General features: G+C 55.5%; 18 protein-coding genes. 9 read left to right on the top strand and 9 right to left on the bottom strand.

The features are described from left to right. Positions 1-23: 23 nt before the first annotated feature. On the bottom strand, positions 24-923 hold the full coding sequence (locus RIB44_15320) for a DUF58 domain-containing protein (protein ID MEQ8617943.1): 900 nt from the start codon (positions 921-923) through the stop codon (positions 24-26). A gap of 9 nt (positions 924-932) precedes the next feature. Continuing rightward, on the bottom strand, positions 933-1,925 hold the full coding sequence (locus tag RIB44_15315; protein ID MEQ8617942.1) for a MoxR family ATPase: 993 nt from the start codon (positions 1,923-1,925) through the stop codon (positions 933-935). Positions 1,926-2,163: 238 nt separating this feature from the next. Here RIB44_15315 and RIB44_15310 point away from each other — a divergent pair, with 238 nt between their 5' ends. Further along, positions 2,164-4,527, top strand: coding sequence for a DUF4159 domain-containing protein (locus RIB44_15310; GenBank protein MEQ8617941.1), 2,364 nt, complete (start codon positions 2,164-2,166; stop codon positions 4,525-4,527). A 35-nt stretch (positions 4,528-4,562) separates the two neighbouring features. Here the strand turns inward: RIB44_15310 and RIB44_15305 are convergent, their stop codons facing one another. Then, on the bottom strand, positions 4,563-6,743 hold the full coding sequence (locus tag RIB44_15305) for an MMPL family transporter (protein ID MEQ8617940.1): 2,181 nt from the start codon (positions 6,741-6,743) through the stop codon (positions 4,563-4,565). Between the two features lie 459 nt (positions 6,744-7,202). Between RIB44_15305 and RIB44_15300 the strand changes: the two genes are divergently transcribed. The 3 genes from RIB44_15300 to RIB44_15290 all read left to right on the top strand — a co-directional run bounded on the left by RIB44_15300 (position 7,203) and on the right by RIB44_15290 (position 12,016). Further along, positions 7,203-10,415 carry an organic solvent tolerance protein OstA gene (locus RIB44_15300; protein ID MEQ8617939.1) on the top strand — a complete coding sequence of 1,071 codons (3,213 nt, stop codon included), beginning with the start codon at positions 7,203-7,205 and terminating at the stop codon, positions 10,413-10,415. A gap of 330 nt (positions 10,416-10,745) precedes the next feature. Further along, positions 10,746-11,462, top strand: a complete 717-nt coding sequence (locus RIB44_15295; GenBank protein ID MEQ8617938.1) for a PEP-CTERM sorting domain-containing protein — start codon at positions 10,746-10,748, stop codon at positions 11,460-11,462. Positions 11,463-11,620: 158 nt separating this feature from the next. Next, on the top strand, positions 11,621-12,016 hold the full coding sequence (locus RIB44_15290; GenBank protein ID MEQ8617937.1) for a diacylglycerol kinase: 396 nt from the start codon (positions 11,621-11,623) through the stop codon (positions 12,014-12,016). Between the two features lie 62 nt (positions 12,017-12,078). Here RIB44_15290 and RIB44_15285 read toward each other — a convergent pair whose 3' ends face one another. The 5 genes from RIB44_15285 to RIB44_15265 form a co-directional block, all read right to left on the bottom strand. Next, positions 12,079-13,563, bottom strand: coding sequence for a sodium/solute symporter (locus RIB44_15285; protein ID MEQ8617936.1), 1,485 nt, complete (start codon positions 13,561-13,563; stop codon positions 12,079-12,081). Between the two features lie 73 nt (positions 13,564-13,636). Continuing rightward, the gene (locus RIB44_15280) at positions 13,637-13,810 is read right to left on the bottom strand and encodes a hypothetical protein (GenBank protein ID MEQ8617935.1); all 174 of its coding nucleotides are present in this window, start codon (positions 13,808-13,810) and stop codon (positions 13,637-13,639) included. Between the two features lie 336 nt (positions 13,811-14,146). Further along, a complete protein-coding gene (locus RIB44_15275; GenBank protein MEQ8617934.1) occupies positions 14,147-15,301 on the bottom strand; it encodes a DNA topoisomerase IV subunit A in 1,155 nt (384 codons plus the stop codon). Positions 15,302-15,346: 45 nt separating this feature from the next. After that, a complete protein-coding gene (locus tag RIB44_15270) occupies positions 15,347-15,958 on the bottom strand; it encodes an exopolysaccharide biosynthesis protein (GenBank protein MEQ8617933.1) in 612 nt (203 codons plus the stop codon). Positions 15,959-15,961: 3 nt separating this feature from the next. Next, positions 15,962-18,115, bottom strand: coding sequence for a DNA topoisomerase VI subunit B (locus RIB44_15265; protein ID MEQ8617932.1), 2,154 nt, complete (start codon positions 18,113-18,115; stop codon positions 15,962-15,964). Between the two features lie 815 nt (positions 18,116-18,930). Between RIB44_15265 and RIB44_15260 the strand changes: the two genes are divergently transcribed. After that, complete coding sequence (locus tag RIB44_15260) at positions 18,931-19,332, top strand: hypothetical protein (GenBank protein MEQ8617931.1); 402 nt, start codon at positions 18,931-18,933, stop codon at positions 19,330-19,332. Between the two features lie 111 nt (positions 19,333-19,443). After that, complete coding sequence (locus RIB44_15255; protein ID MEQ8617930.1) at positions 19,444-19,815, top strand: hypothetical protein; 372 nt, start codon at positions 19,444-19,446, stop codon at positions 19,813-19,815. A gap of 63 nt (positions 19,816-19,878) precedes the next feature. On the opposite strand, the gene RIB44_15250 is transcribed toward RIB44_15255, so the two are convergent. Further along, entirely contained in the window at positions 19,879-20,967 is a 1,089-nt protein-coding gene (locus tag RIB44_15250; GenBank protein ID MEQ8617929.1) for a hypothetical protein, read from the bottom strand. A 159-nt stretch (positions 20,968-21,126) separates the two neighbouring features. Between RIB44_15250 and def the strand changes: the two genes are divergently transcribed. The 3 genes from def (at position 21,127) to RIB44_15235 (ending at position 23,040) form a co-directional block, all read left to right on the top strand. Beyond that, entirely contained in the window at positions 21,127-21,714 is a 588-nt protein-coding gene (gene def, locus RIB44_15245; GenBank protein MEQ8617928.1) for a peptide deformylase, read from the top strand. 116 nt (positions 21,715-21,830) lie between these two features. Beyond that, the gene (fmt, locus tag RIB44_15240; GenBank protein MEQ8617927.1) at positions 21,831-22,763 is read left to right on the top strand and encodes a methionyl-tRNA formyltransferase; all 933 of its coding nucleotides are present in this window, start codon (positions 21,831-21,833) and stop codon (positions 22,761-22,763) included. 91 nt (positions 22,764-22,854) lie between these two features. After that, the gene (locus RIB44_15235; protein ID MEQ8617926.1) at positions 22,855-23,040 is read left to right on the top strand and encodes a hypothetical protein; all 186 of its coding nucleotides are present in this window, start codon (positions 22,855-22,857) and stop codon (positions 23,038-23,040) included. Positions 23,041-23,129 lie beyond the last annotated feature (89 nt).

Raw genomic sequence — 23,129 nt, 5'->3', positions numbered from 1 at the left:
AAAACTGACAACTGAAAAATTGCTTATCCCCAATCCCGCCTGTTCAGCAAATACTCCATCAGCGCACGATCAAACGGCATACTTGTATCCAGCGGCACATAATCGATTTTGCTTTTTACGCATTCACGGCTCAGCATGTCGCGAAAGCCATTGATTTCTGCCAAGTAATCCGTCCGGTAACCATCGGCGTCGACTTCGAGCCGCTCGTTGGTTTCTGGGTCTTCGAGCTCAACGAGTCCCTCGAAAGGGAATTCGACTTCCGCCTGATCGAGAATGTGAAACACGATCACATCGTGCCCGCCGTGCCTCAGCCGTCGCAAGGATGCCAGCAGTGGCTCGGGCTCCACGAGCAGATCGCTAAACACCATCACGAGGCTTTCGTGCTTGAGCATCGCAGCAAGCTGATTCAGGCTGTTGGCCACATCGGTTTGATCTTTGGGCTCCAGCCGCGCGAGTAGCGAAAGGATATTGCCAATCTGTGCCCGTTTGCTTTTCGGAGCCAGGGAATCGACGATTCTCTCACCGAACGTGATGAGCCCTACCGGATCGTTCTGGTGAACCATCAAATAGCAAAGTGCCGCCGCCAGGCAGGTGGCGTATTCGAACTTGGAAAGCTCCTGCCGATAGCGATAGGCCATCGAAGCGCTTAAGTCCATCGCCAAATAGCCGGTGATGTTCGTTTCCGCTTCGAACTTCTTAACGTAGTAGCGATCCGTCTTCGCATAAGCGAGCCAATCAATATCTTTAGGGTCGTCCCCAGGCGCGTATCGACGATGCTCGCTGAACTCGACGGAAAAGCCTTGCAACGGACTAGCGTGAAGTCCCTGCAGAAACCCTTTCACAATGAACTGTGCCCGCAGGTCTAGCCGTGAAATCTGCCGAATGACTTCGGGCTTCAGATAGTTTTCGACGGTCGAGGGCATGAGTAGAACTTACCCCTCCCCATACTTCGGAATCTCCGGCGTCGGGATATCGGCAATCAACCGCCCGATGACATCCTCGTTGGTCATGCCTTCTGCTTGCGCTTGGAAGTTCGTACTCACTCGATGACGAAGCACGGGGATTGCGATTTTCTGAACATCTTCCACGGCGACCGTGAATCGTCCGTCCATCGCCGCCAACGCTTTGCCCCCTTGGATGAGAAACTGTCCAGCACGTGGCCCGGCACCCCAGTCGACAAGCTCCTGCACGTACTGGGGCGCTGATTCATCTTTCGGACGTGTTGCGCGGACGAGTCTTGCAACGTACTTGATCACATACTCGCTCACGGCGACCGAGCCGACCAGCTTCTGCAGATTCAAGATTGCTCGTGAGGAGAGAATCTTCTTCACCTCGGGTTTATCTTGGCGGGTGGTGCTCGTGAGGATCTGCTCTTCTTCCTCAGCACTCGGATAATCGACCTTAATGTTGAACATAAATCGGTCGAGTTGCGCTTCGGGAAGCGGATAGGTTCCTTCTTGTTCAATCGGGTTCTGTGTGGCGATCGTAAAGAATGGCTTCGGCAGATCGTAGGTTGTTTGGCCGACGGAAACTTGTCGTTCCTGCATCGCTTCCAAGAGCGCCGCCTGTGTCTTCGGCGGGGTCCGATTGATTTCGTCCGCCAGCAGAATGTTTGTGAAGACTGGCCCCTCGACAAAGCGGAAGCTTCTCTTGCCCTCATCATCTTCTTCCAGAACATTCGTGCCGGTGATGTCTGAGGGCATTAGGTCAGGCGTGAACTGAATCCGCTTGAATTGCAAATCAAGAATCGAGGAGAGCGTGCTCACCATCAGGGTCTTCGCCAGCCCGGGCACGCCTTCCAACAGGCAATGCCCGCGAGTGAAGATCGCTGCGAAGATCTGCTCAATCACTTCATCTTGCCCAACGATCACCTTCTGCAACTCTTGTTGCATGATCTGTCGGTGCTGGCGGAATTCTTGCAGAATGTCGCCCAAGTTGCGCGTCGGTGCGTTTTTGGCCGTGTCTGACAAAGCGTGGGCGCCTCATGCTTCGGGAAATGTATGGGGTCGAACGTTCGATTCTATCGGTGGCTCGTGCGAGGGACAATGCACGCCTTTTGCTGTAGGGTATTGCCGAGGCACGAGGCATACCGAAAACTGGTGGATGGTGTGCCTCCTGCCTCGGCAATACCCTACGAGACCGTTTGCTTGGTAAAATGAACTCATGCGACAACTTTCCATTTTCATTCTGCTAGCGACAATTCTGGCCACTCCTCAATCCGCCCGAGCCCAGCGCGGGCGACCTAAAGTCGAACTCACCGCAGAACGTGTTCGCACGGCAATTCGACAAGGCTCAGAGTACTTGCTCGCTGAGCTTCGCAACACGGAAAGCGAACTGGGTCGTTACGAAGGGGGTGTCACCGCACTTTGCACTTTGGCACTTCTCGAATCGGGCGTGCCGGTGAAGGACCCTCGTATCCAAAGAGCGCTAGCTTTTCTGAGAAAGGTTGGGCCCGCGAAAACCTATTCCGTCTCCCTGCAGACGATGGCCTTGGCTAAGGCGGAGCCTCGTCGCGACTTGCCAAAGATTCAGAAAAACGTGGCTTGGCTCGAATCAATTCAAGTGCAGCAGGGGAGAAACTCAGGCTCGTGGGGCTATCCTGATCAACCTCGTTCTGGCGGCGATAACAGTTGCTCGCAATTCGCTGTCCTCGCCTTGCACGAGGCTGAACGCGTCGGCGCAAAAGTCGACCCACGCACCTGGCAACTAGCCGCGGACTATTGGAAGCGGGCTCAGTATCCCAACGGCTCTTGGGGATATCGCACCGGAAGTGGCACCGGGAGCATGACATGCGCGGGCATCGGTGCGACCGTCATTTGCGCAGGTCACATCTCGGGACAGTCCGCGAAGGTTGAAGAGGGACTCCTGCAGTGTTGTCTGCCTTTCGAAGAAGAAGATTCGCTCGAACGCGCATTGGTCTGGATGGGAAGAAACTTCTCCGTGCAGCGCAACCCGGGGGTACGTGGCATGGGGAGCCTCTGGCACTATTACTACCTCTACGGTCTCGAAAGAGCGGGAAGACTCTCCGCACGACGATTCATCGGCGACCACGATTGGTATCGCGAAGGAGCCGAGTTCCTGTTGGGTGAGCAGGATTCGCTGAGCCATTTTTGGCAGGGCGAAAAGCCTTCTGAGAACAGCACGCGTGTGACGACCGCCTTCGCTCTCTTGTTTCTTTCCAAAGGTCGCCGCCCGGTGCTTATGGGAAAAGTGATCCACGGTCCTGGCGAGGACTGGCAGAATCACCGTAACGACGTCGCCAGCCTCACCAGCTATGTTGAGAAGCGGTGGGGGCTCGACCTCACGTGGCAGATCATCGACTTGGAGCTTTCGACCGTCGAGGAACTGCTGCAAACTCCGGTACTCTTTATCAGCGGCAGTCAGAATCCTGAGCTGGCTGGCACCGAAGAAAAGATGCGTGCCTATCTCGACCGTGGCGGCTTTCTGTTCGCTGAAGCCTGTTGCAATGACGGCAGCGATTTTGAAACCGGCCTGCGCAGGTATCTCGACAAAGTCTTTCCCGAGAAAGAGTACAAACTCCGTCGCGCCGGCCCCGAGCATCCCATTTGGCGAATCGATGAACTCGTTGACTCTGAGTCACCCTATGTCGGACGACTCTGGACCGTCGAGTACGGCTGCCGCACGTGCGTGGTTTTCTCCGAGGTTGATCTCTCCTGCTCCTGGGAACTCTACCGTCGCGGCCGCGAGCGCGACGTTCCAGAGGCGATTTCCAAGCGTATCGCGGATGCAAACTCCATCGGCTTGAATGTGCTGGCCTACGCGACGAACCGTGAGCCTAAAGGCAAAGAGGCCGCGTTCGATTTGGCCGAACTGCCGGAACTCGACGCCCTCGGTAATCGCGGTGCGATCCGCATCGCGAAGCTGCAACACGGCGGGGGATGCAATGATGCGCCTGGTGCGTTGGTGAATCTGTTACGTGCCGCGGGGCAGGGCGAGCTAAAGCTAAGCGTCGATCTGAACGAGTACGCCGTCTCTCCTGCGAACGAAGCACTGTTACGCTTTCACATGGCCTTCATGCATGGCCGTCAGGATTTTCGTTTCACTGAGAAGGAACGCGAACAACTGCGTGAGTTCCTTACCAACGGGGGAACGCTCTTGGTGGATTCCATCTGCGCGAGTAAAGATTTCACGGAAGCTTTCCGCCGTGAGATTGCTCTCGTCATGCCGGAGCAGAAGCTCACTCGCGTTCCTAATGATCATCCCGTGTTGACCGAGCAGGCGGGCGGGTTTGACATTCGCCAAGTCGAACGCCGCGACCCGGCGGCCACAAAGCCGGGCGAACCGCTGCGAGGACCACGGGTGCTGAAAGTTACCCCGGAGTTGGAAGCCATCGAAATCGACGGTCGCCTCGCCGTGATCTTTTCACCTTACGACATCAGTTGTGCTCTCGAGCAGCACGAAGGCCAGCAATGCCGCGGGTACACGCAAGAGGACGCGGCACGAATTGGGTTGAATGTGCTACTGTATTCGCTCTCGCCCGATGTTGGGGAAGAAGTTTCTCCGTAGGGCGTTACATTCTTTGCGCCTTTGCGTCAAAAAATCTAACGATCAACTATTCCGATCAACAAAGGCAACACTGCCAGATTCCCCACCAACCCACCGAGCATCGACAGGCTTACCAGCACTCCAAAGTAAGCCGTCGGAACAAAGTCGCTAAACGCCAACGTTGCGAATCCGGCTACCAAGGCCAACGTGGCGAAGACCGCCGCTCGCCCCACGGTCGATTGCACGTTGGCGAGTGCTTCGGCAACCGTCGAACCTTCTTTGCGAAGGCGTTGGTACAAGAGCACGTAGTGAATCGACCCATCGACGGACAATCCGACCGAAACGGCCGCGATCATCGCCGCCCCCATGTTCACACGCACGCCAAGCCAGCCCATCGCCCCAAAGAGTACCAACACAGGAAGCGTGTTGGGAATAATCGTCAGCACGGCCAGTGGCAAACTTCGAAATGCCACGGCCATCATCAGTACCACGGCCAAGGTCGCGACGCCAAAGGTCTTCCACTGGTCTGCGAGAACGCTCTCGATCAACTTCGTAAGCAGCACGTAGTAGCCCGTTACTTCGGCCTGAGGGAAGGTTTCTTTGGCCTTGGCTTCAACTTGCTTGATTAGCTTCGTTTTCTCTTCAGCACCAAGTTGTTCCGGTGCACGCAACAAAATCCGCAGCCAGGGGCGATCGTCCTCAGGGTCGACATTGGTAATCGTCTCCAGGAACTCTGGCATACGCGCCCGCATGGTGGCGAGCCCACCCCGCACCACCATCGGCCCGACAAAACGCCCTCCTAAACCATTTACCCCGGCGTCGAGCAGGTCAGCCAGCGAAATCGCCTTGCCAAGTTGTGCCGCCTCAGCTTTGAGTGTTTCTTCTAACTCCAGGACTTTCAGCAAGAATGCTTTATCCAATCGCGCTGGAGATGGAATCTGCAAGTCCCACACTCCAGCTCCACCGAAGCGAGTTTCGACAAAGTCGTAGGCTTTGACCAAGGGACTTCCGGCGCGGAAGTTCTTCGTGAATTCGGTTTCGCGCTCGAGGCGCCCGGTTCCCACTACGGCGAAACCGACAAGCGTCACGGCAAACGTCGCGAGTACGGTGCGGTTCTTCTGTGCCACTCTCAGAGTGTTTGCCAGGATCCGATCCAACCAACCGCTTGCCGGTTTCGCCGTTACACCTTCGACTTCGCCTTGGCGATCCGAACCAAACAACACAACCCCCGCAACCACCAACCAACAACTCGGCAGTACTAGCAAGCTGCCGATCGCCATCATCAGCCCAAAGTCGTGCACCGGTCCAACTTTGGAAATCATCAGCGCGGCAAACCCTGCCGCATCCGTCAAACAGGCAAACGTCACCGGAACCATCAGTTGCTCCGCCGCCTTCGCCAAAGCCGCTCGTCGGCTTAACCCTTCGTTAATCGCATTGTTGAATCGCACGATAACATGAACCACCATTGCCACCCCCACAACGGTGACAATCGCCGCAAGCATCGAACTCACCATGCTCAGTTTCAACTCGGCCAGCACCAGCGTCGCACGAGTTAACGCCAACGTGAGATGCACAACTGCCAGCGGCAGAATCACCCAGCGAAGATTTCGAAAGCAAGCAAGCAATACCAGTAGAACGAGTGCCGTGCACCAGGTGTTTAGTTGCCTGCCGTCGATCTCCAAGAGGTCGAACGCTTCTTCAATTAGCACCGGCTCACCAACCAGTACCCCTTGGGGATACTCCGATACCGCGGCACGCATTTCGGCAAACGTCTCGCGACGCGGTGGACCTTCAGCACGGGGACGCTCCACCAGACAGATCACCCCGGCGGCATCTAGATCCGTGTTGTGCGTGTATCCTGAGAAAACCTCTCGAAAGCGTGCGCCGATCTCTTCATTCTCAAAGTCGATCGCGCCGGGTGGATCCAATAGCGACACTGCCGCAACTACGCCTGGGATTTCGCGAAGCTTGGCAGCGAGTTTCTCAATCCTCTCCCGCCCGGCTGGCTCGGTCAGCTCCTCGTCGGCGTAGATCGCAATGACAAGCTCGTTCTCACCGAAGGTCCGTTGCAAGCGTCGGTAGGGGACGAGAATTGGGTCGTCGGGGGCGAACATATTCTCGATCGAACGATCGAGAGCCAGTTGCCGTCCCGTGAAAGCGCCAGCCATTCCTAGCACAAGGCCAAGTGCTAGCAGAGCATAGCGCCAACGGATGGTGAACTCGATGAAATGACGCATAAACGACTGTAACTCCACGCTCCGCGTGGAATGAACTTGGGGAGATCTTACTAGCCCGCGAGCTAGGGATATGAAGCTTGATGCGCGTGCAGCCACTTTCAGCACAGATACATCTTTTCTAAGCCAACCACGCGGAGCGTGGTTTTACGGTGCTGTCGCTGATATTAGACCGCGAATGCCAATCCGCGGAAAACCGCTCAATCCGTGTTCATCCGCGTCCTCTTTACATCTCTCGGTGCCTCTGTGGTTCTATCCATATTAGGTCGCCTAACTTCTTTGAAGGTATAGGTTTATCGATCTGCTAGCCTACCGCAATTCGCCTTCCTAACGGCGTGAGGCTTTCCTATACTCCGCCGCGATTCTTTCCACAGTGAGTGGAAAGTCGTGCGCGCAAGGTGCGCATTCCGGTGATCGTAGCGATCGAAACGAGAAGCAATCATTCCCAAACGACGGCAATTGATGGACTGCTTTAAGCGAGCCACTCGCTTCTTGCGCAACCGTTACGCGCTGTTCGTTCTCGTCACGGAGTTTGTCTTCGCAGCGGTTTCCCTTCTCCTCAATCGTAACCCGAAGCGTAAGCGAGGGAAAAACTCAACTAGCGTGGCCCCTCGCTTACGCTTCGGGTTACGAGTGTTGTGTCTGCTTGTGTTGTCACTTCCTAGCCCACTCCAAGCCGCGGATGTTCTCCATTCCGAAGTCAACGAAAATCAACCCATCACAGTCGCTGCCGATTGGTGCAGCCGCTGGCAACAGGGCGTTTACGAAGTCTGGCACTTGCACGGTCACTGTTATTTGAATCAGGGCCTCACTTACGCTCGCGGAAAAGAAGCGATCCTCTGGATTGACCAGCGTGAACCTACCAAGAAAGTGATCGCCTACTTCGAGCCGGAAAAGGGTGGCAACGTTTCGGTTGACTTCCGCAGATCCACAGAAGCAAGGAAGAAGGGCAAAGTCATTGGACGCGAAAAGTCCCCTCGTTGGTTCTCGCGAATGACGACCACCGCGCCGCTCAGGTTACAACTCCCTCAGCCCGCGCCCGCGCCGGAATTGAAGCCGGAAATCTACAACCGCGGTCTCGAACAATTCGACCCGGCCCGCCGACATCAATTATTGCTCGCGCAATTTACCGAATTCGCTCCGACGCCGGGAATCCAGCAAGGTTTGCCTCCTGGGACAAGGCGCTGGCAGATTCTCAACCGCAGCGATGTCGATAACAACTTCGAGTGGAAACAACAGGCCGACGGCCAGTACGCATTGGTGGTCACTAATGGAGTGCGCCTGATTGTCGAGGGCCTCACAAGTAACGGCTTGCCTGGTGCGCTCGGCCCTGTAGGAACGGTGGACATTTCGACCGACCGTGCCGTGGTCTGGGCTTCTGGTGTCGAGTCCGGCGCCGGTGGGGCGGGTGTGCAGGGGCAGGACGATCCGCTGGAAATTTACATGGAGGGGAACATCGAGTTCCGCCAAGGCGACCGCATCGTTTACGCGGACCGCATGTTCTATGACGTCCGTCGTCAGATTGGCATCATTCTCGACGCGGAACTGCTCACACCGCTGCCAAGGACCGAGGACTTCAAGTACCAGGGCCTCGTCCGGTTGAAAGCCGCTGCGATTCGACAGCTCGACGACTCCCACTTCGCCGCCACCGATGCGCTCGTGACCACCAGCCGTCTGGAAGAACCGGCATATCACTTCGGTTCTCAGCAGATCCTCTTTGAAGACGTTCACCAAACGGTCGTTGATCGAAGAACCGGCGCCCCGCTAATCGACCCCAACACCGGCGCCCCGGTGGTCGATCACCAACAGTTGGCCGAAAGCCGTGGGAACTTCCTCTACCTGCGCGGCCTGCCTGTCTTCTATTGGCCGACGATTGCAACTGACCTGGAAAAGCCTTCCTTCTTCATCGATCGCGTCCGCGTGGGGGACGATAACATCTTCGGCACGCAGGCGATGGTCGACTTCGACGCCTACCAGCTCTTCGGCATCCGCAACGCGCCCGAGGGAACCGAGTGGGGACTCAGCACGGACTACCTCAGCGACCGCGGCATCGGCGTCGGCACGGACTTTTCCTATGACCGGCCTGGGTTGTTCAACTTCGACGGACCGGCTCAAGGCAGATTCGATCTGTGGGGCATTGACGACAACGGTGTGGACAACCTCGGCTTGGGGCGTCGTTCAATCGTCCCCGAGGAAGCCTTCCGCTACCGCGCGTTCGGTCAGCATCGCCAACGCTTGGCGAGTGGTTGGGAAATCACCGGCGAGTTGGGGCTCGCCAGTGATCGCACGTTCCTCGAACAGTATTACGAACAAGAATGGGACGAACTGAAATCGCCCCGCACCGGCTTGCGTGCCAAACGCCTCAACAACAACCGCGCGTTTTCCATCGAAGCTAATGGCCAAGTGAACCCCTTCTTCACCGAAACGCAGTGGCTTCCAAGGGCCGATCATTACTGGTTGGGTGAAGCGTTATTTGGTGACCGCTTTACTTGGTTTGCTCACTCGCAAGCCGGCTACGCCAATCTCAACAATGCGACGCCGCCGAGCGAGCCGACGTTGCTCGGCCAATTCAGCCCGTTGCCTTGGGAAGCCGGCTCCGGCCAGCAAGGAGAGCGACTGGTGACGCGGCAAGAAATCGACTTGCCGTTACAGATTGGAGCCGTGAAGGTCGTCCCTTACGCCCTGGGCGAAGCGGCACGTTGGGGCGAGGCGCTCGATGGCAATAGCCTCGACCGGCTCTACATGCAGACGGGCGTCCGGGCAAGTATCCCCTTTTGGACGGTCGACCCCACGGTCCGCGACACGCTGTTCAACCTGAACGGCTTAGCCCACAAGGTGGTCTTCGACGCGGAGTTCGCCTACGCCGATTCGAATCGCAACTTCGACGAATTGCCGCTCTATGATGAACTCGATGACATTCCCATTACCGAGTTCCGCCGCCGTCTGTTCGATGGCACGCTACCGCCGAACATTGATTTCAGCGATCAAAAATTCGACCCTCGGTTCTACGCCATCCGTTCCGGATTGCAAGGTTGGGTTACGGCACCATCAACTGAAGTCGTCGAAGATCAGACGGTCCTTCGCACAGGGATGCGTCATCGTTGGCAGACCAAACGGGGCGGGCCGGGCCGTCAGCATATCGTTGACTGGTTGACGCTCGACACGAACATCTCGTGGTTCCCCGACTCCGACCGCGACAACCTTGGTCAAGACTTTGGTCTCGCAGACTACGACATGCGCTGGCACCTAGGTGACCGCTTTAGCATCGTTTCCGACGGTGCTTTCGACTTCTTCGGCAGCGGCCTAAAAACGGTCTCCGCCGGCGTGCTGCTCAATCGACCGACGATTGGCAACGGCTATGTTGGCTTCCGCTCGATCGAAGGCCCGTTCTCCAGTAACGTGCTGCTGGGCAGTTACAGCTACCGCTTCAGCCCCAAATGGATCAGCACAGCCAGCGCTTCCTACGATCTCAGCGAAGCGGGCAGCATCGGCCAGACGTTCTCAATCACTCGAGTCGGTGAATCGTTGTTGGTCTCGATGGGCTTGAACATCGACGACGCCAAAGACAACGTCGGAGTCCGGTTCCTCGTCGAACCCCGCTTCTTGCCAAAGAAGCGGCTCACGCAAATGACAGGGATCGAGATCGCCCCAGCCGGGGCGTTCGGCTTGGAGTAGAGCGGTTTTGCCTCAGCCTGCCGATTGTCGAAACTGCTGGCAGAACTCGAATCGCTAGGAGCAATTCCTCAGTTTTGGTGCAATGGGAGCGGTATCTGACGATCGTGAACTGCCGTCGCTTTTCGGGTCGAATAAGTCCGTAAGTGCCTACTGGCGAACCAGTTAGGATAAGCCACCTTTTTACCAAGAAAGACGAGATCCGCGCTCAGCAAAATATCTGAAAAAAGTTGTGGTTTATCCGGGGATTACCGGATAAACTGGGAGACTGAAAGCCTTTTCAAAACGTTCTCCTTTTAAGCTTGCCCAAATCATTCATTCGGAGAGGGACTAATGATTCGCAAAATTTCGATTTACCTCGTAGCCATTGCTGCGATTAGCTGGGCGCTACCTGCCCAGGCTAGCATTCTTTCCGACGGAGACTTCTCTCTGGCGACGAGTGGGTCACAGACTAGCAACAGTGCTTGGCAGCTCATCAGCAACTTCCCAGACGGGGTCAACAGAGCTGCCCAATTCCAGACCGGTTTTGCAAACGCACAGAACACTGGCGTCGGCGGACCACAACCTCCGGGGACTGGCACAGGCGTTTGGTTCCGTACCTTTGAAGGTAACCAAGGTGGCAGTGGTGAGCCCTTGGCTCAAGCGGGACTCACTCAGTCGGTATTTGCGCCTACCGCTGGCGACTATACGCTTAACTTTGTAGCCGGTCGTGAAGTGAACTTCATGGCCCGCGTCTTCGAAGTCACCCTATCAACCAGCAGCCAGTCAACCACGGTCGATCTCTTGACCGCTGCGATTCCTGATGGAAATCTCGGCGGCGCAGCCAGTGGTAATCCTGGCGGTACGCCTTTCTCCTTGACACTCAATGGGGTGTCTGCCGGCGAACTGCTCACTGTAACGGCAGTCGTACTCGACGGAAGAGATTCGCAAATCCCAGGCGGTCAGAGTGGCTTCCTTGACAGCTTCTCTCTGGCAATCCCAGAGCCAACCTCTGCTTTGCTGCTCAGCCTAGGACTCGTTGGCCTAACAGCCCGTCGCCGGTTGAGCTGAGCTGGCTAATATTTTTTGATACGTAACTGAGAGGGAGTGGGTCACGACCCACTCCCTTTTTTTGCGCCATACAATTGTGAGGCAGCCTGGCGTCGATGTCGTGGATAGCCGCAATGGGTGATTTTAGTCGTTCACCGTTTCAATACACTGCATAAGCCATGACTGACATCAATGCCACTCATCCCCCTGATTTGAAACGCCGCTGGCATCAGAAATTCTCAGATGCCGCTCGTGGCGTCAAGGTAGCCATCCGTGCGGAGGTGAGCTTCTATGTTCATTTGTTCGTCACCGTGTTGGTGGTGATCATCGGAATGACGTTGGGCCTTTCGAAACTCTCCTGGTGTGTCCTAGCTATTTGTATCACGGGGGTGCTCACAGCGGAGCTGTTCAACTCGGCCATCGAACGCCTCGCTAAAGCCATCACCGAAGAAACCAACGCTCACATCCGCGACGCACTCGACATGGCTAGCGGCGCGGTGCTGGTGGCGGCGATCGGTGCTTCAGCAATAGGAATTGTCGTTCTGGGCATACCTTTGTGGGCGATGTTTTTTTGAACCACGAATAAATCGAATAGGGCTTCGCGTAATTCGTTCGATTCGTGGTGCCAATCGAAACGTTATTCACGCCATACGGTCAGTTCTTTCTGTGCAACCTTGCCCGGCATGAAAAGGCTCAAAAGCAAGCTCAGCGAGAAACAAATAAGAAATCCAAATGGAAAGTACCAAGTGAAATGCACCGACTGGCCTGCTTCATTCTCGTAACTTTGCAGCCAGTAGGTCGCGGGAATCGCCACGGCAGAGGCGATGACCCATGCCCAGAAGTTCCCCTTGCGGGTGAGCATACCCAATAAGAACAACGCTAGAATCGGGCCCGTGAAGAGACTCAAAGGTACGAGCGCCGCCTTCAAGATCTCTTCCATCGTGGCAGCGTAACATGCCGCCCCGATGGCGAGGCCGCCGATGAGGATCGTGAGAATCCGTGCGAGGCGAATTTCTTCCGCTTCGGTGCGGGGCTCAGAACGTAGTGGGCGGTCAAAGTCGTTGATGATGACTGTGGCTAGCGAGTTTGCCCCCGAGTCGACGCTCGACATTGCCGCCGCAAAGAGTGCCGTAATTAACAAACCAGAAATGCCGTCGGGCAGCACTGTGATGATGTAATACGGCAGCACCTTGTCACCGAATATTCCCTCGGGGAGTATGTCGGGCTGAGCGAGATAATACGAGGAGAGGCCAAGTCCGAGGAATAACAAGAGCCCTAGGATCATCACGTTAAATACCGCATCAAAAATCGCCGCCTTCGCCATACCGCCGTAGGTGGGAATCGACATCAGTCGCTGCACCGTGATTTGGTCCACGCCGTAGTCTTGCATGTGATTCAGGAAGTAGGCAATCAGGATGACCGTCGCGCTCATGCCGAAAGGATTCACGCTCCAGTCGAACAGTTTGCCTGCGGATTGAGCTTCATGGAGAATTCCAGTCGCCCCGTCGGGAGCGGCATTGATGAGCGTCATTGCAATCCAGATCGCCCCGGCTACCAAAATGAGGAACTGCAGCAAGTCCGTCCACAGCACTGCGGCTAAGCCACCGAGGGTGGTATAAGCGATTGAGAGAACACCCATCAACACAATCGCCCAGTAAAGGTTGATCCCCGTGACGACTGAAATCGCCAGTGCCGGCGAATAAATGACCACGCCTAACCAACCCAATCTTGCGAGCAGGAATAGCGTCGTCACGCAAAGCCGCGCTGTCCGACCAAAGCGATGGTCGACGTACTCAAATGACGTTGTCACGCCCAGCCGACGGTAGAAGGGATAGAAAACCAAGATCAGCACCGGCGCTACCAAGATGCTAGCCACCCCGACCATAAGCATCGAGCAGTTCCCGCCGTATGCCTGCCCGGGATATCCCATGTAGGAAGTTGCACTCGTCAGCGAGGCAAACATACTCATCGCCACGACCAGCCAAGGCATTTTCCGCCCAGCAAGAAAATAGTCGTCCGTGTTCTTCTGCCGCCCTGCGAGATAAATGCCGCAGGCGAACATGACGGCGAGGTAGACGAAGAGAATTGTGTAGTTGAGCGTGCTGAATGTTGCGGCAATCATATCGCAAAGCTTTACAAAGTATTTTCTGACGCAAAGAGGCAAAGAACGCGAAGAATCGCAGAGAAACTAGCTGCTATTTGGTTGCAAACTCAGAGACTAGAGCCGCCTCGACTTCTTGTTCAAGCTGTTCATCGTCGCCGATGATGAGAACCAAAAAATTGTGAAACTCGTGCTGGTCGAAGTTAGTGCAGTTCTTTGCGAAGAAGGCGACGTCACTCAGGGTTTCGTCGTTATGCCAACTAGTCATGACGTGGCGACTGTTTGGAGGAGCATAGTTTGGATCAGATCCAAGATAGGCATAATCCATTGTGTCGTGCCAATCTTCGGCATCTACTCCCCAACTAAGAAAGTAGCGACAATTGTTAGCGACTAGAAGATCGCAGATAGCTTCGTTTTCTCTTTGGTCACGTGCTCGATCCGCACTTATGAGAATGCAGACGAAAGGTTGGGATTCGAAGCTGGGGGGTGACGCGCTTTGTTGGTAACGATGAATCACGATCCGATTATCACCACATCTCGTCAATTCTCTTGTCATTGGTTTCTTTGCGATTCTTCGCGTCCTCTGCGTCTTTGCGTCAAAAACCTAATCCAGCCAATCCCGAGCATCCAATCGCTCTGGTACATAGGTCTCCGTAACGTAGCTGATGTCTTTGGAGATCAACGATTCGACTTCCAGCTTAAAATCGTTGTCGAGCATCTTTTTGATTTCGCGTTGCCACTTCGGCTTTTTCTCGAACCAGGGATACTTGGCGATCTGCTTAGCGCGTTTCTTGTCGGTTTCGTTGAGCGAGATTTTCACGCTGTCAGACAGGTCGCAACGCGTGTAATCGATGCTTCGTAGGCCGAGGTACTTCGCCTCGGGGATCGCCATCCTTTGCGACTCAAATGCCAAGTTGATTGAGCCCTGTTTGATAACGCTGTAGATGTAGTATCCCCAGGGGTCGTTATCGAGCACGCAATAGACCGGCAGTTTCAACTCGTTGTGCAGACGATTGAGCATTCGCCTCACGCCCCGTGGCGGTTGCCCTGAACCGTGCGTGAGAATGCAGTTGTGTTTCTCCCAGAAGCGATCTTCATTAAACCGTTGCCAGACGGTTCCTTTTTCGACATGAAGGATGAATTTCGCATCACAGTTCTTCTTGGTAAGCTCGATAATCTCCGGCTCGACAATCGAGGGGATCGCGTAGCCTCCTGAGCCCATCCGTCGGCAATCGATCGTATCGCCACGATCCGTGAGCGTGATATTCCCTACCATCGCGCCACGATTTTCCGCGTACAGGTGCAATTCCTCGCGGATACTGTTCAGCAGCACCTCGGTATCTTCGATGATCGTGTCGCACTCGTTCTGATCGTCGAATGTGTTTTCCTTTGCCCCCTCAATGGTGTGCTTGAGCATGTAAAACAAACCCCGGAGGCTGGTCGTCTTGCCTTGCTCCAAGAGCTTCTTACAGCCGCTTGCGACCAGCATCGTCCGCATATAAGCTTTCGCTTGCGAAAGATCGAACAACTGCCGTCGGTTCTTGTTGTTGCCCATCTCGATGATCTTCTTCCGCGGCGAATACTTCACATTGGAAAGCGTTCGGCTGGGGATATCGACATAAGGGTCACGCTTGGCCGTGGCGGCACGGACTACCCCGTCGGCCAGCCCGGTGAGGGCTGCCATCGTTTTTTTGTCACGCGGGGTGAGCTTGACGCGGGTCTTGGTGCCGGCGGATTTGGTTGGTTTCTTCTTGGCCATGATTTGTTTCGTATACGTCCTTAATCAAGTGATTCTGAGTAAGTTCTAGATCAACCATCGTCCGCCAACAAACAAGGCACCAACCGACGCCACCAACCCTAAGGCTCCTGCTAAGCCGTCTTTCGCCATCATTGCAAGCCCCAACAGCAGTACGGCTGATCCTGGAATAAAGCAGGCAAAGGGGGCAAGCTCCAAAGGTGGAATAGCTGCTGCCATTAGCAAGCAAACCAGTGCGATTACATATTTCATTGGGCCTTCGACAAGCCACTTCAGCCGCGGCTTGAGTACTGCATCAATCCATTTTGCCCACGGGCGAAACTTCTTCATCGACTCTTTCAGTTGTGATTCTTCCACGCTTCGTTCAGTGATGAGATTTGGAAGCCAAGGATACTTCTTCCCAAATAACGCCTGGGAGGCAATTAGAACGATAAACACGGCCATGGCCGTAGGAATTGTCGGCACGGCTCCCAACGGCGTCACCACGACCATCGCGGGAATCACCAATAGAGGTCCGAAAACACGCCCTGCAAACTCATCGAGCGCGTCTTGCACAGTAAGTTCACCATCCTCGCCGGCTTTCTCCTCAAGTTGATCAATGACGTCCGTTAAAGTATCCGGCGATGATTTCTCTGTACCTTCCTTATTCTTCTCGGCCATGCGTTATTCTTCCTCGTCGTTAGCCGAGGTCGCCACGCGGTTGATGTGATGTTCACTCTCTCCGGGGTCGACAATCAGCACGTTTTCGCCGAGATCCATTTCTTGATCGATCTTTCGCCCTCGGTCGTCCATCACCATGTCTGCTTCAGCGGTGCGCTTCTTGGCGACTTTTACCAGTTGGTCGTAGAGCTCATCGCGCTTGGTGCCGTTGATTTCGTTGACGGCGGTGGCAACTTCTTTTAGATAACGTAGGAAGACTTCGCGGCGATCGGTTTGTTGCCGAACCTTCAAGCGGCGGCGGAGATACATGCCGAGTTTTCTGCCCACCGCCTGCAAACCGAGACGAATCTCTTTCTGAATCTCGTCGTAGCTGGCAACCGCTTCCTTCGATTCGCTCGTGAACGGCACCCAGACGCTAGCGATGTGGACCATTACGCTAACCGGGCCTTTGGGTAAGCTGCCGCGGGATTGGCTGAGACCATAGCTCCGCCAGTTGTTGCCGATCACGCTTTGTGTGATTGCACAAGCACCATGTTGAAACTGTAACGGGACGCGGTTGGCAAGCCGGAGGACGTTCATCGACTGGCCCTCGCTGATGTTTACGTTCTTCATCGCGTCGAGCAGTCCGGCCCGCTGCTTGGGAGTGAGCTTCGAGGGCGACTGCCTCGTGCCGAGCTTGGCTGCTTTGAGAATTTTATCCGCCGCCTCCGCTCCCATGCCGTTGAACGTGTTGATCAGGAACTGACGGCAGGTACGCGCATCGGTCTCGTCGAGCAACTCGTGGAGAAGCTCTTTGGTGACGTTTTGTGCGGGTGCCGCTCCACCGTAAGCGAGTCCTACTTCGATCTGAAACGGATTCCCGCGATAGACGCCCGGCGGCCGCGTTGCCGCGGCGTAGAACTCACCTGGCACCACTTGATGCAATCCCTTGAGGATCAGCTCTTCACCAATCGGACAGATGCAATCGGTTGAAGGGTTGGAAATCTTCGTCTCTTGAATCGCGTGATAGAGCGCGTCGGCTTCTTGGCGTGCCATTTTTTTGGAGTTTGCCCGCGTGGAGATCCCCGCCTTCTCGCAAACTTTTCTCGCCACCGCAGGCGTAACGCGAGAGAAGTTCCCAGTGAGAAACTGCGAAACGGTCATCCCTTCCGCGTCCTGTAGCATCGCGGCGAGCCGGCCCAGCTCAACACCGTAAGGGTGCGGCAAAATTTCTTTCGGCTCAGGCGGAAGCTGTTCGGTTGAACGCGGATAATCTCGGGTGTTGTCGTCGGGGTCCGTGTAGTGCAGCGTTACGTGTGGGTTGGCGATGGCTGTTTGCTCCAGGTACTCATCGACACTGCCGCGGCCGCGGTTGTATTTGGCTTGCAGTTCGATGGTGACGCGAGTGCCGCTCTTCTGCTCGACCCACTCGATGCCGTGCTTCTCGATGTACTTGATTCCTTTATCTCCAGGGGGAATATCAACGCCGTCCCCTTTGCCGTTCATAATCTTCGGCTTGTTATGCTTCGTGTCGATCTGCAGCTCGTAGTAGTGAGCCGGCTTGCGCACTGAAACCTTCGAAATGATCTTGATCGGCTTACCGGTCGTCTGCACGCCGTACATGCCCGCCGCGCTAATGCCGATGCCCTGCTGCCCCCGACTTTGCCGTAGGCGGTGGAATTTCGAGCCATAGAGCAACTTACCGAAGATTAGCGGGATCTGCTTCTTGAGAATCCCCGGCCCATTGTCTTGGATGCCCACCTTGTAGCGATCGTTGCCGGTCTGTTCGATGTGGACCCAAATCTCCGGCAAAATACCTGCCTCCTCGCAGGCGTCGAGCGAGTTATCGACCGCTTCCTTAATCGTGGTGAGCAGCGCTTTGCGCGGATTGTCGAAACCTAAGAGGTGGCGGTTCTTGGCGAAGAACTCACTGACCGAAATGTCGCGCTGCGACGCGGCCATCGACTGGGCCGTGGCGCGACGTTTCCGCCTCGATTTAGAATTCTGGCTCGGCGCACCGTTCGACGCTGCCGCCGATTGGCTCGGCGCACCGTTCGACGCTGCCGCCGATTGGCTCGCGGGCGTCCGTTTGACCTTCTTCTTTCGCTTTTTCTTGCGAGGCGTGGCGGAGGTCTTGCTTTTCGCTGCAACTTTCTTCTTGCGTTTCTTCTTGGCCATGAGGAGTGAATATCTATGAAGTTTTAGCAGTCGTAGAGAGAGATCTCTGCAACTGTTGAAAGTCAGAATCTAGTGTCTACGTCGAATAATTCGGCGTTCTGATTGTTTTCCGCGAAATCTTCAGCCAGTTTCTCGTTCGTGAATTCGTATCTGATTAAGGCGCCATCTAGTTCAATGTCGAAGGAGGGAGGATATAGAAACTCGAATACAAGCTGGGGAATCATTAGCACTAAGACTGTGCCACACATCACCCATATCTCAGCTGAGGCCGGAACAGCCCCTTTGAGCTTCGGCCAAATCCAGAATATCACGAATGCGATGTTGGCAGCTATCAATATCCAGCTGAATGCTCTTCTTCGGTGAAGACTCCAAATGCAATCTTTGTGTGCAGGAGCGTCAACTGAGTGAAAGCTCAAAAAAGGTAAGCCATAGGCTAATAGACTAATCCATCTGCCGAATGAACTGGTGACAACCTTCATGTTGTGATCTGGCTCACTCTCCCCGCAAACTACACATGTGCTTGGAAATAAAGCAGCGTGATTCTTTGAGGTTTTTACAATGAAGACAGTTGGCATAACAGCGAATTTGCAATGTTAAACTGTAGCGATTCCTCCAATTGTACTGGTCGCAAGGCCGCATTCCCACCCGGGTTTTACACACGACCCGATACAGATGAAACATCTGTTACGAGTGGGAAAAAGAAACTCATCGTCGCGAGCCTCACCACCCGAAAGGGAATCCTAGAGAAGCCGATTAACCCGAGTGCTGACGCAGCTCGGCTCGTGAGTTTTCAAATATTTGAGGGGGAAGAAACGATGACCCAGAACTTCCACAAGATGAGGCTGAAGAAGATGTGCCTGCTGGCCGTAGTGGCCGCGGCCTGGTGGCAAGCCGCCGCCACGGCTCACGCTGAGGGCATGTACGACCGCACGATCAGTTACCAGAACAAGGGCGACCTGTTCTACAACTTTCACGAAGGTCCTGAGCCCAGCGGCACCACGGCCAACATGTACATCTCGCCGATGCCTGTGCCTGCGAATGTTGGTCACACCTACACGACTTATCAGCCTTTAATGCCGCACGAGTATCTCTATCGCCACACGCGAAGTCACTACACGCACAACCAGGGCGCTGGCTGGACGCGATCGAAGGTTCGCTATCGCACGTACGGCTTGCGTTTGGATCACCTCTGGTGGAAGTTGAGTCCGCGTTATTGAGCTGTCAGCGATTAACCATCAGCTTTCTTTGTTGAAACATTGACTCCGTAGGGAATTCCGGCGTGCCGGGATGGCGTTCCCGAAAGCAGAACGAAAACAAGGAACCTCTCCATGAAACCCTTCTTTGCAATTCTCGCTGCCAGTGCGATCTTCGCCTGCAGCAGCCAAGCCGAAGCGTCCGGCCCCAAACGCTACTTGCTTCCCCAGTACCGTGCCCAAGGTTACAACTGGCACGCACAGTATGCCCACACCAACTACGGCGTGCCTGTGTCGCTCGTTGTTCCGCCAACGGCCAACATGCAGACCAACTGGAGTTGGGGCGTAGGAAGCGCCCGTATCTCGCGGATCGACCACCAGTTCAGTCGCAACTACATGGGCCCCGGCTCGGCAGGTCCTTACCAATCCACTCCTGCGTGGCCACAAGACACGGCTCAGTTCGGCGTGCATTATGTTCGCGGGCCTTGGTATCCGACGCAGCCGTAATGGTGCAATGTCCAATGACCAAGTCACAATGACCAACGGCTTCTCTTGGTCATTTGCGCTTGGTCATTGGTCATTTCGTACGTAGTCGCCCATTTGAGAGACGTTTACGTAGACATATTGCCCATCCGTCTCGCTTGCCAAGCGTTTCAGGAAATTGTCACGCTTCCCACCGGGCCCGATTCCAAACTCAATCGTGTTGATCGCCGTCGCTTGGCGAGTGGCTTGACCGATGGCTCGGTCTACCTCGTATCGAGGCATCGGGTTGTCGGCATCGGTCAGAAAGAACAAAGCATCGGGTCGCACTGCCAGTGCGCGATTGAGTGCCGTCAGTCGATACGTCCCTCCGTGGGCGGTCATGCCATTGGCAAAGCGAATCACGTCTCGCAAGTTATCTTCGGTGGCGAAGGTGTGGCGTCCGCCAGGGCGATTGCCGCGCCATTCTTGCAGGTGATGGTTGAAAAAAATCAGGTGGAACTGGTGGACCCGCTTCAATGATCGCAAGCTGGCGGAGAGTTGTACCTTCACGGCTTGCAGCGGCGTGCCCGTCATGCTGTCGGATCGATCAAGCACGTAAGCGAAACGCGTTCCTTCCCCTTCGACGCCAAACAGTTTTACTCGCCCGCGACCAATCTTGTCGACCGCTTGCCCTAAACCGGAGGACCGCTGCCCAGGAGACGATTTGGCCGGGCCGCCTTCAGCGGCCTCGGCAATCTCGGCACGCAGAGCACGGAGTGCGGGAGAAGCGGTCGCTACCTCCGAGGCGGGCTTGCTAAAGTCCTCATTACGTTTTTCAGGGATACGTTCGTTAAGGACTTGCACTTGGATCACCGGTTTCTCGATCGCCACTGATGGCGACGGTTGGGTTTCCGATAAGCTTTCCTCCACAACAGCCGGTGGGCTAGCTGAGGCCGCTGCCGAAGTTTCTGGCTCGACAGCTTCGAAATTAACTTCCCTCTCGGGTTCCCTTTGGCTGCTGGCTTCGTCCTCTTCTTCGGCAAGGGTGAGTTCCAGTCCTGGGGTATTCGGGTGATGCCGCTTCATCACTGTCGGAGCAATGGTGAGCGCAGCTAGGCAAAGTACTAACAGATGAACCGCCGACGAAGAAAGCCAGCCGGCCCAAAACCCTTCGTTATGTGGAGTGGTTCGATTCATCGTGAGCTTGCTTTTAAACGTTTCTTACAAGGGCCTCTTGGTTGCCCGATTGTGGCCAAGCGCATGTGGGCCCCGTACCGCTGGGCTGCTTGTCGCGTATAATGTTCGCTCATAAATCCAAAATACCAATGAATTCCAATTGCCGAGCGAGGCCCCTGCGTGGAACTCCAGATCATTCATTATCCTCATCCGACGCTACGCCACAAATCAAAGCCGCTAAAGCGGGTGGATGCCGAGCTGAAAAACATGGTCGCCCAAATGTTCGAGCTCATGTACGAACACGAAGGCGTCGGGCTGGCGGCCAATCAGGTCGATTTGCCGTACCGTCTGTTTATTGCCAACGCCACGGGGGACTCGGCAGAGAAAGAAGCAGAGTGCGTTTTCATCAATCCGGTCCTCTCCCACGGGAAAGGTTCCGTTGAAGGCGAGGAGGGTTGCCTCAGCATCCCCGACGTGCGAGCCCCAGTCATTCGCAAAGAGAAGATCACCATCCAAGCCTACAACCTTAAGGGTGAAGAAATCACCGCCGAGGTTGATGGCCTGTTCTCCCGTATCGTCCAGCACGAAACCGACCACTTGGACGGCACGCTCTTCATTGATCGTCTCAGCGAAACCCACAAGGCGGAAGTCCGCGACGAGCTGGAAGAGTTCGAAATTGATTTTGACAGCAAGCGAAATCACAACGAGCTTCCAACCGACGAGCAGATCGCCGCGCGGATTACGGAGTTAGAACGCTTGCGAACATAAATGCCCCATGAGCCGAGCAGCGTTAGCTCTCGGGTTGAACTCTCTCCAGGCACAACCCGAGAGCTAACGCTGCTCGGCTCTGAAGCAAACTCGACCAAGCTTACGAATCCCCAACCATGCGACTCGTCTTCCTAGGCACCGGCCCCTTCGCCGTCCCCACTCTGCGAACTCAGCACGAGGATCCTCAGCACGAGGTCCTCGCCGTTGTGACTCGTCCTCCGCGAGGCCGCCGTGCGCCGATTGCCCCGATGGCTTTGGCTGCTGGGGAACTCGGTATCCCACTCTGGCAGCCAGAGACCGTTAATTCCGACGAAGCTCGCGAGCAACTCAACGGTTATGATGCTCAGTTACTGGTCGTTTGCGACTATGGCGAAATCCTCAAACCGGCCACGCTCGAATGTGCGACGCTCGGGGGAATCAACCTGCATGGTTCACTACTTCCAAAGTACCGCGGAGCCGCGCCGGTTCAGTGGGCCGTTCTCAACGGGGACGAGGTGACCGGAAATACCGTCATTCAAATGACCCCTGGCTTGGATGCGGGGCCGATCCTGGGTTCTGATCAAACCGAGATCGACCCGCATGAAACGGCTGGCGAGTTGGAGGAACGGCTTGCCGAGATGGGGGCTCTGTTGGTTACCCAAGTAATCGCGCAGTTGGCAACGGACACCACGGAGCCGCTTGAGCAGGACGCCAGCTTAAAGTGCAAAGCTCCGCGCCTCACGAAAGAACACGGCCTGATTGATTGGAGCAAGTCCGCCCAGGAAATTCATAACCAAGTGCGTGCCCTACAGCCCTGGCCCCGCGCCTACACGCACTGGCAGGTCGAGGGGGGAGAGCACCAACGGTTGATCGTCCATAAGACCGTCGTTCATCCCGAGAGCGGAAAGGGCGATCCAGGCACCGTTCTTTCCTGCGAAGATTCCCTGCTGGTCGCCACGAACCAGGGCCAAATCGAACTCGTCGAGGTTCAGCCCGCCGGCAAGCGAGCCATGGCTGCTAGCGACTTTCTACGGGGAAATCGCCTTAAACCAGGAGATCAGTTTTCGTAGTCGTATCCTAAAGGGCGAAAACGGCCTCGCTCAGGCCCGCAATTGCGCGGTATCATAGTGTCCCTCGAAATTCTGGATACGGAGCACTGCGATGGATCGCTGGGATATACTACTGCTTGGGTTTGCGATTTACATTGCCATTTCTACCCTCGTGAAGCTTATGGCAGCCCGTCGCAATGAACTTGTCGAGCAGGTGAAGGCCCAAGTGGAACAGCAAAAGAAAGTGCAAGCAGCAAAGCAACGTCAGCAAGAACAACAAGAGCAAGAAGCTGCGTAAAGCCGCCAACAACAAAGTTTAGCCGCTGAGCTTGCTCGGCGCTTGGCAGGAGTACCAAGCTAGCGCCGAGCAAGCTCGGTGGCTAAACC

It is taken from the genome of Lacipirellulaceae bacterium (assembly GCA_040218535.1).
Taxonomy (GTDB): domain Bacteria; phylum Planctomycetota; class Planctomycetia; order Pirellulales; family Lacipirellulaceae; genus Adhaeretor.
Note: the sequence above shows the minus strand (reverse complement) of the source record. Positions and strands in the feature narration are given on the sequence as shown.

Excerpts from the sequence above, each read along its gene's own strand:
- RIB44_15320 (MEQ8617943.1), bottom strand. The coding sequence starts at position 923 with ATGCCCTCGACCGTCGAAAACTATCTGAAGCCCGAAGTCATTCGGCAG.
- RIB44_15310 (MEQ8617941.1), top strand. The coding sequence starts at position 2,164 with ATGCGACAACTTTCCATTTTCATTCTGCTAGCGACAATTCTGGCCACT.
- RIB44_15305 (MEQ8617940.1), bottom strand. The coding sequence starts at position 6,743 with ATGCGTCATTTCATCGAGTTCACCATCCGTTGGCGCTATGCTCTGCTA.
- RIB44_15300 (MEQ8617939.1), top strand. The coding sequence starts at position 7,203 with ATGGACTGCTTTAAGCGAGCCACTCGCTTCTTGCGCAACCGTTACGCG.
- RIB44_15295 (MEQ8617938.1), top strand. The coding sequence starts at position 10,746 with ATGATTCGCAAAATTTCGATTTACCTCGTAGCCATTGCTGCGATTAGC.
- RIB44_15290 (MEQ8617937.1), top strand. The coding sequence starts at position 11,621 with ATGACTGACATCAATGCCACTCATCCCCCTGATTTGAAACGCCGCTGG.
- RIB44_15285 (MEQ8617936.1), bottom strand. The coding sequence starts at position 13,563 with ATGATTGCCGCAACATTCAGCACGCTCAACTACACAATTCTCTTCGTC.
- RIB44_15280 (MEQ8617935.1), bottom strand. The coding sequence starts at position 13,810 with ATGACTAGTTGGCATAACGACGAAACCCTGAGTGACGTCGCCTTCTTC.
- RIB44_15275 (MEQ8617934.1), bottom strand. The coding sequence starts at position 15,301 with ATGGCCAAGAAGAAACCAACCAAATCCGCCGGCACCAAGACCCGCGTC.
- RIB44_15270 (MEQ8617933.1), bottom strand. The coding sequence starts at position 15,958 with ATGGCCGAGAAGAATAAGGAAGGTACAGAGAAATCATCGCCGGATACT.
- RIB44_15265 (MEQ8617932.1), bottom strand. The coding sequence starts at position 18,115 with ATGGCCAAGAAGAAACGCAAGAAGAAAGTTGCAGCGAAAAGCAAGACC.
- RIB44_15260 (MEQ8617931.1), top strand. The coding sequence starts at position 18,931 with ATGACCCAGAACTTCCACAAGATGAGGCTGAAGAAGATGTGCCTGCTG.
- RIB44_15255 (MEQ8617930.1), top strand. The coding sequence starts at position 19,444 with ATGAAACCCTTCTTTGCAATTCTCGCTGCCAGTGCGATCTTCGCCTGC.
- RIB44_15250 (MEQ8617929.1), bottom strand. The coding sequence starts at position 20,967 with ATGAATCGAACCACTCCACATAACGAAGGGTTTTGGGCCGGCTGGCTT.
- fmt (MEQ8617927.1), top strand. The coding sequence starts at position 21,831 with ATGCGACTCGTCTTCCTAGGCACCGGCCCCTTCGCCGTCCCCACTCTG.
- RIB44_15235 (MEQ8617926.1), top strand. The coding sequence starts at position 22,855 with ATGGATCGCTGGGATATACTACTGCTTGGGTTTGCGATTTACATTGCC.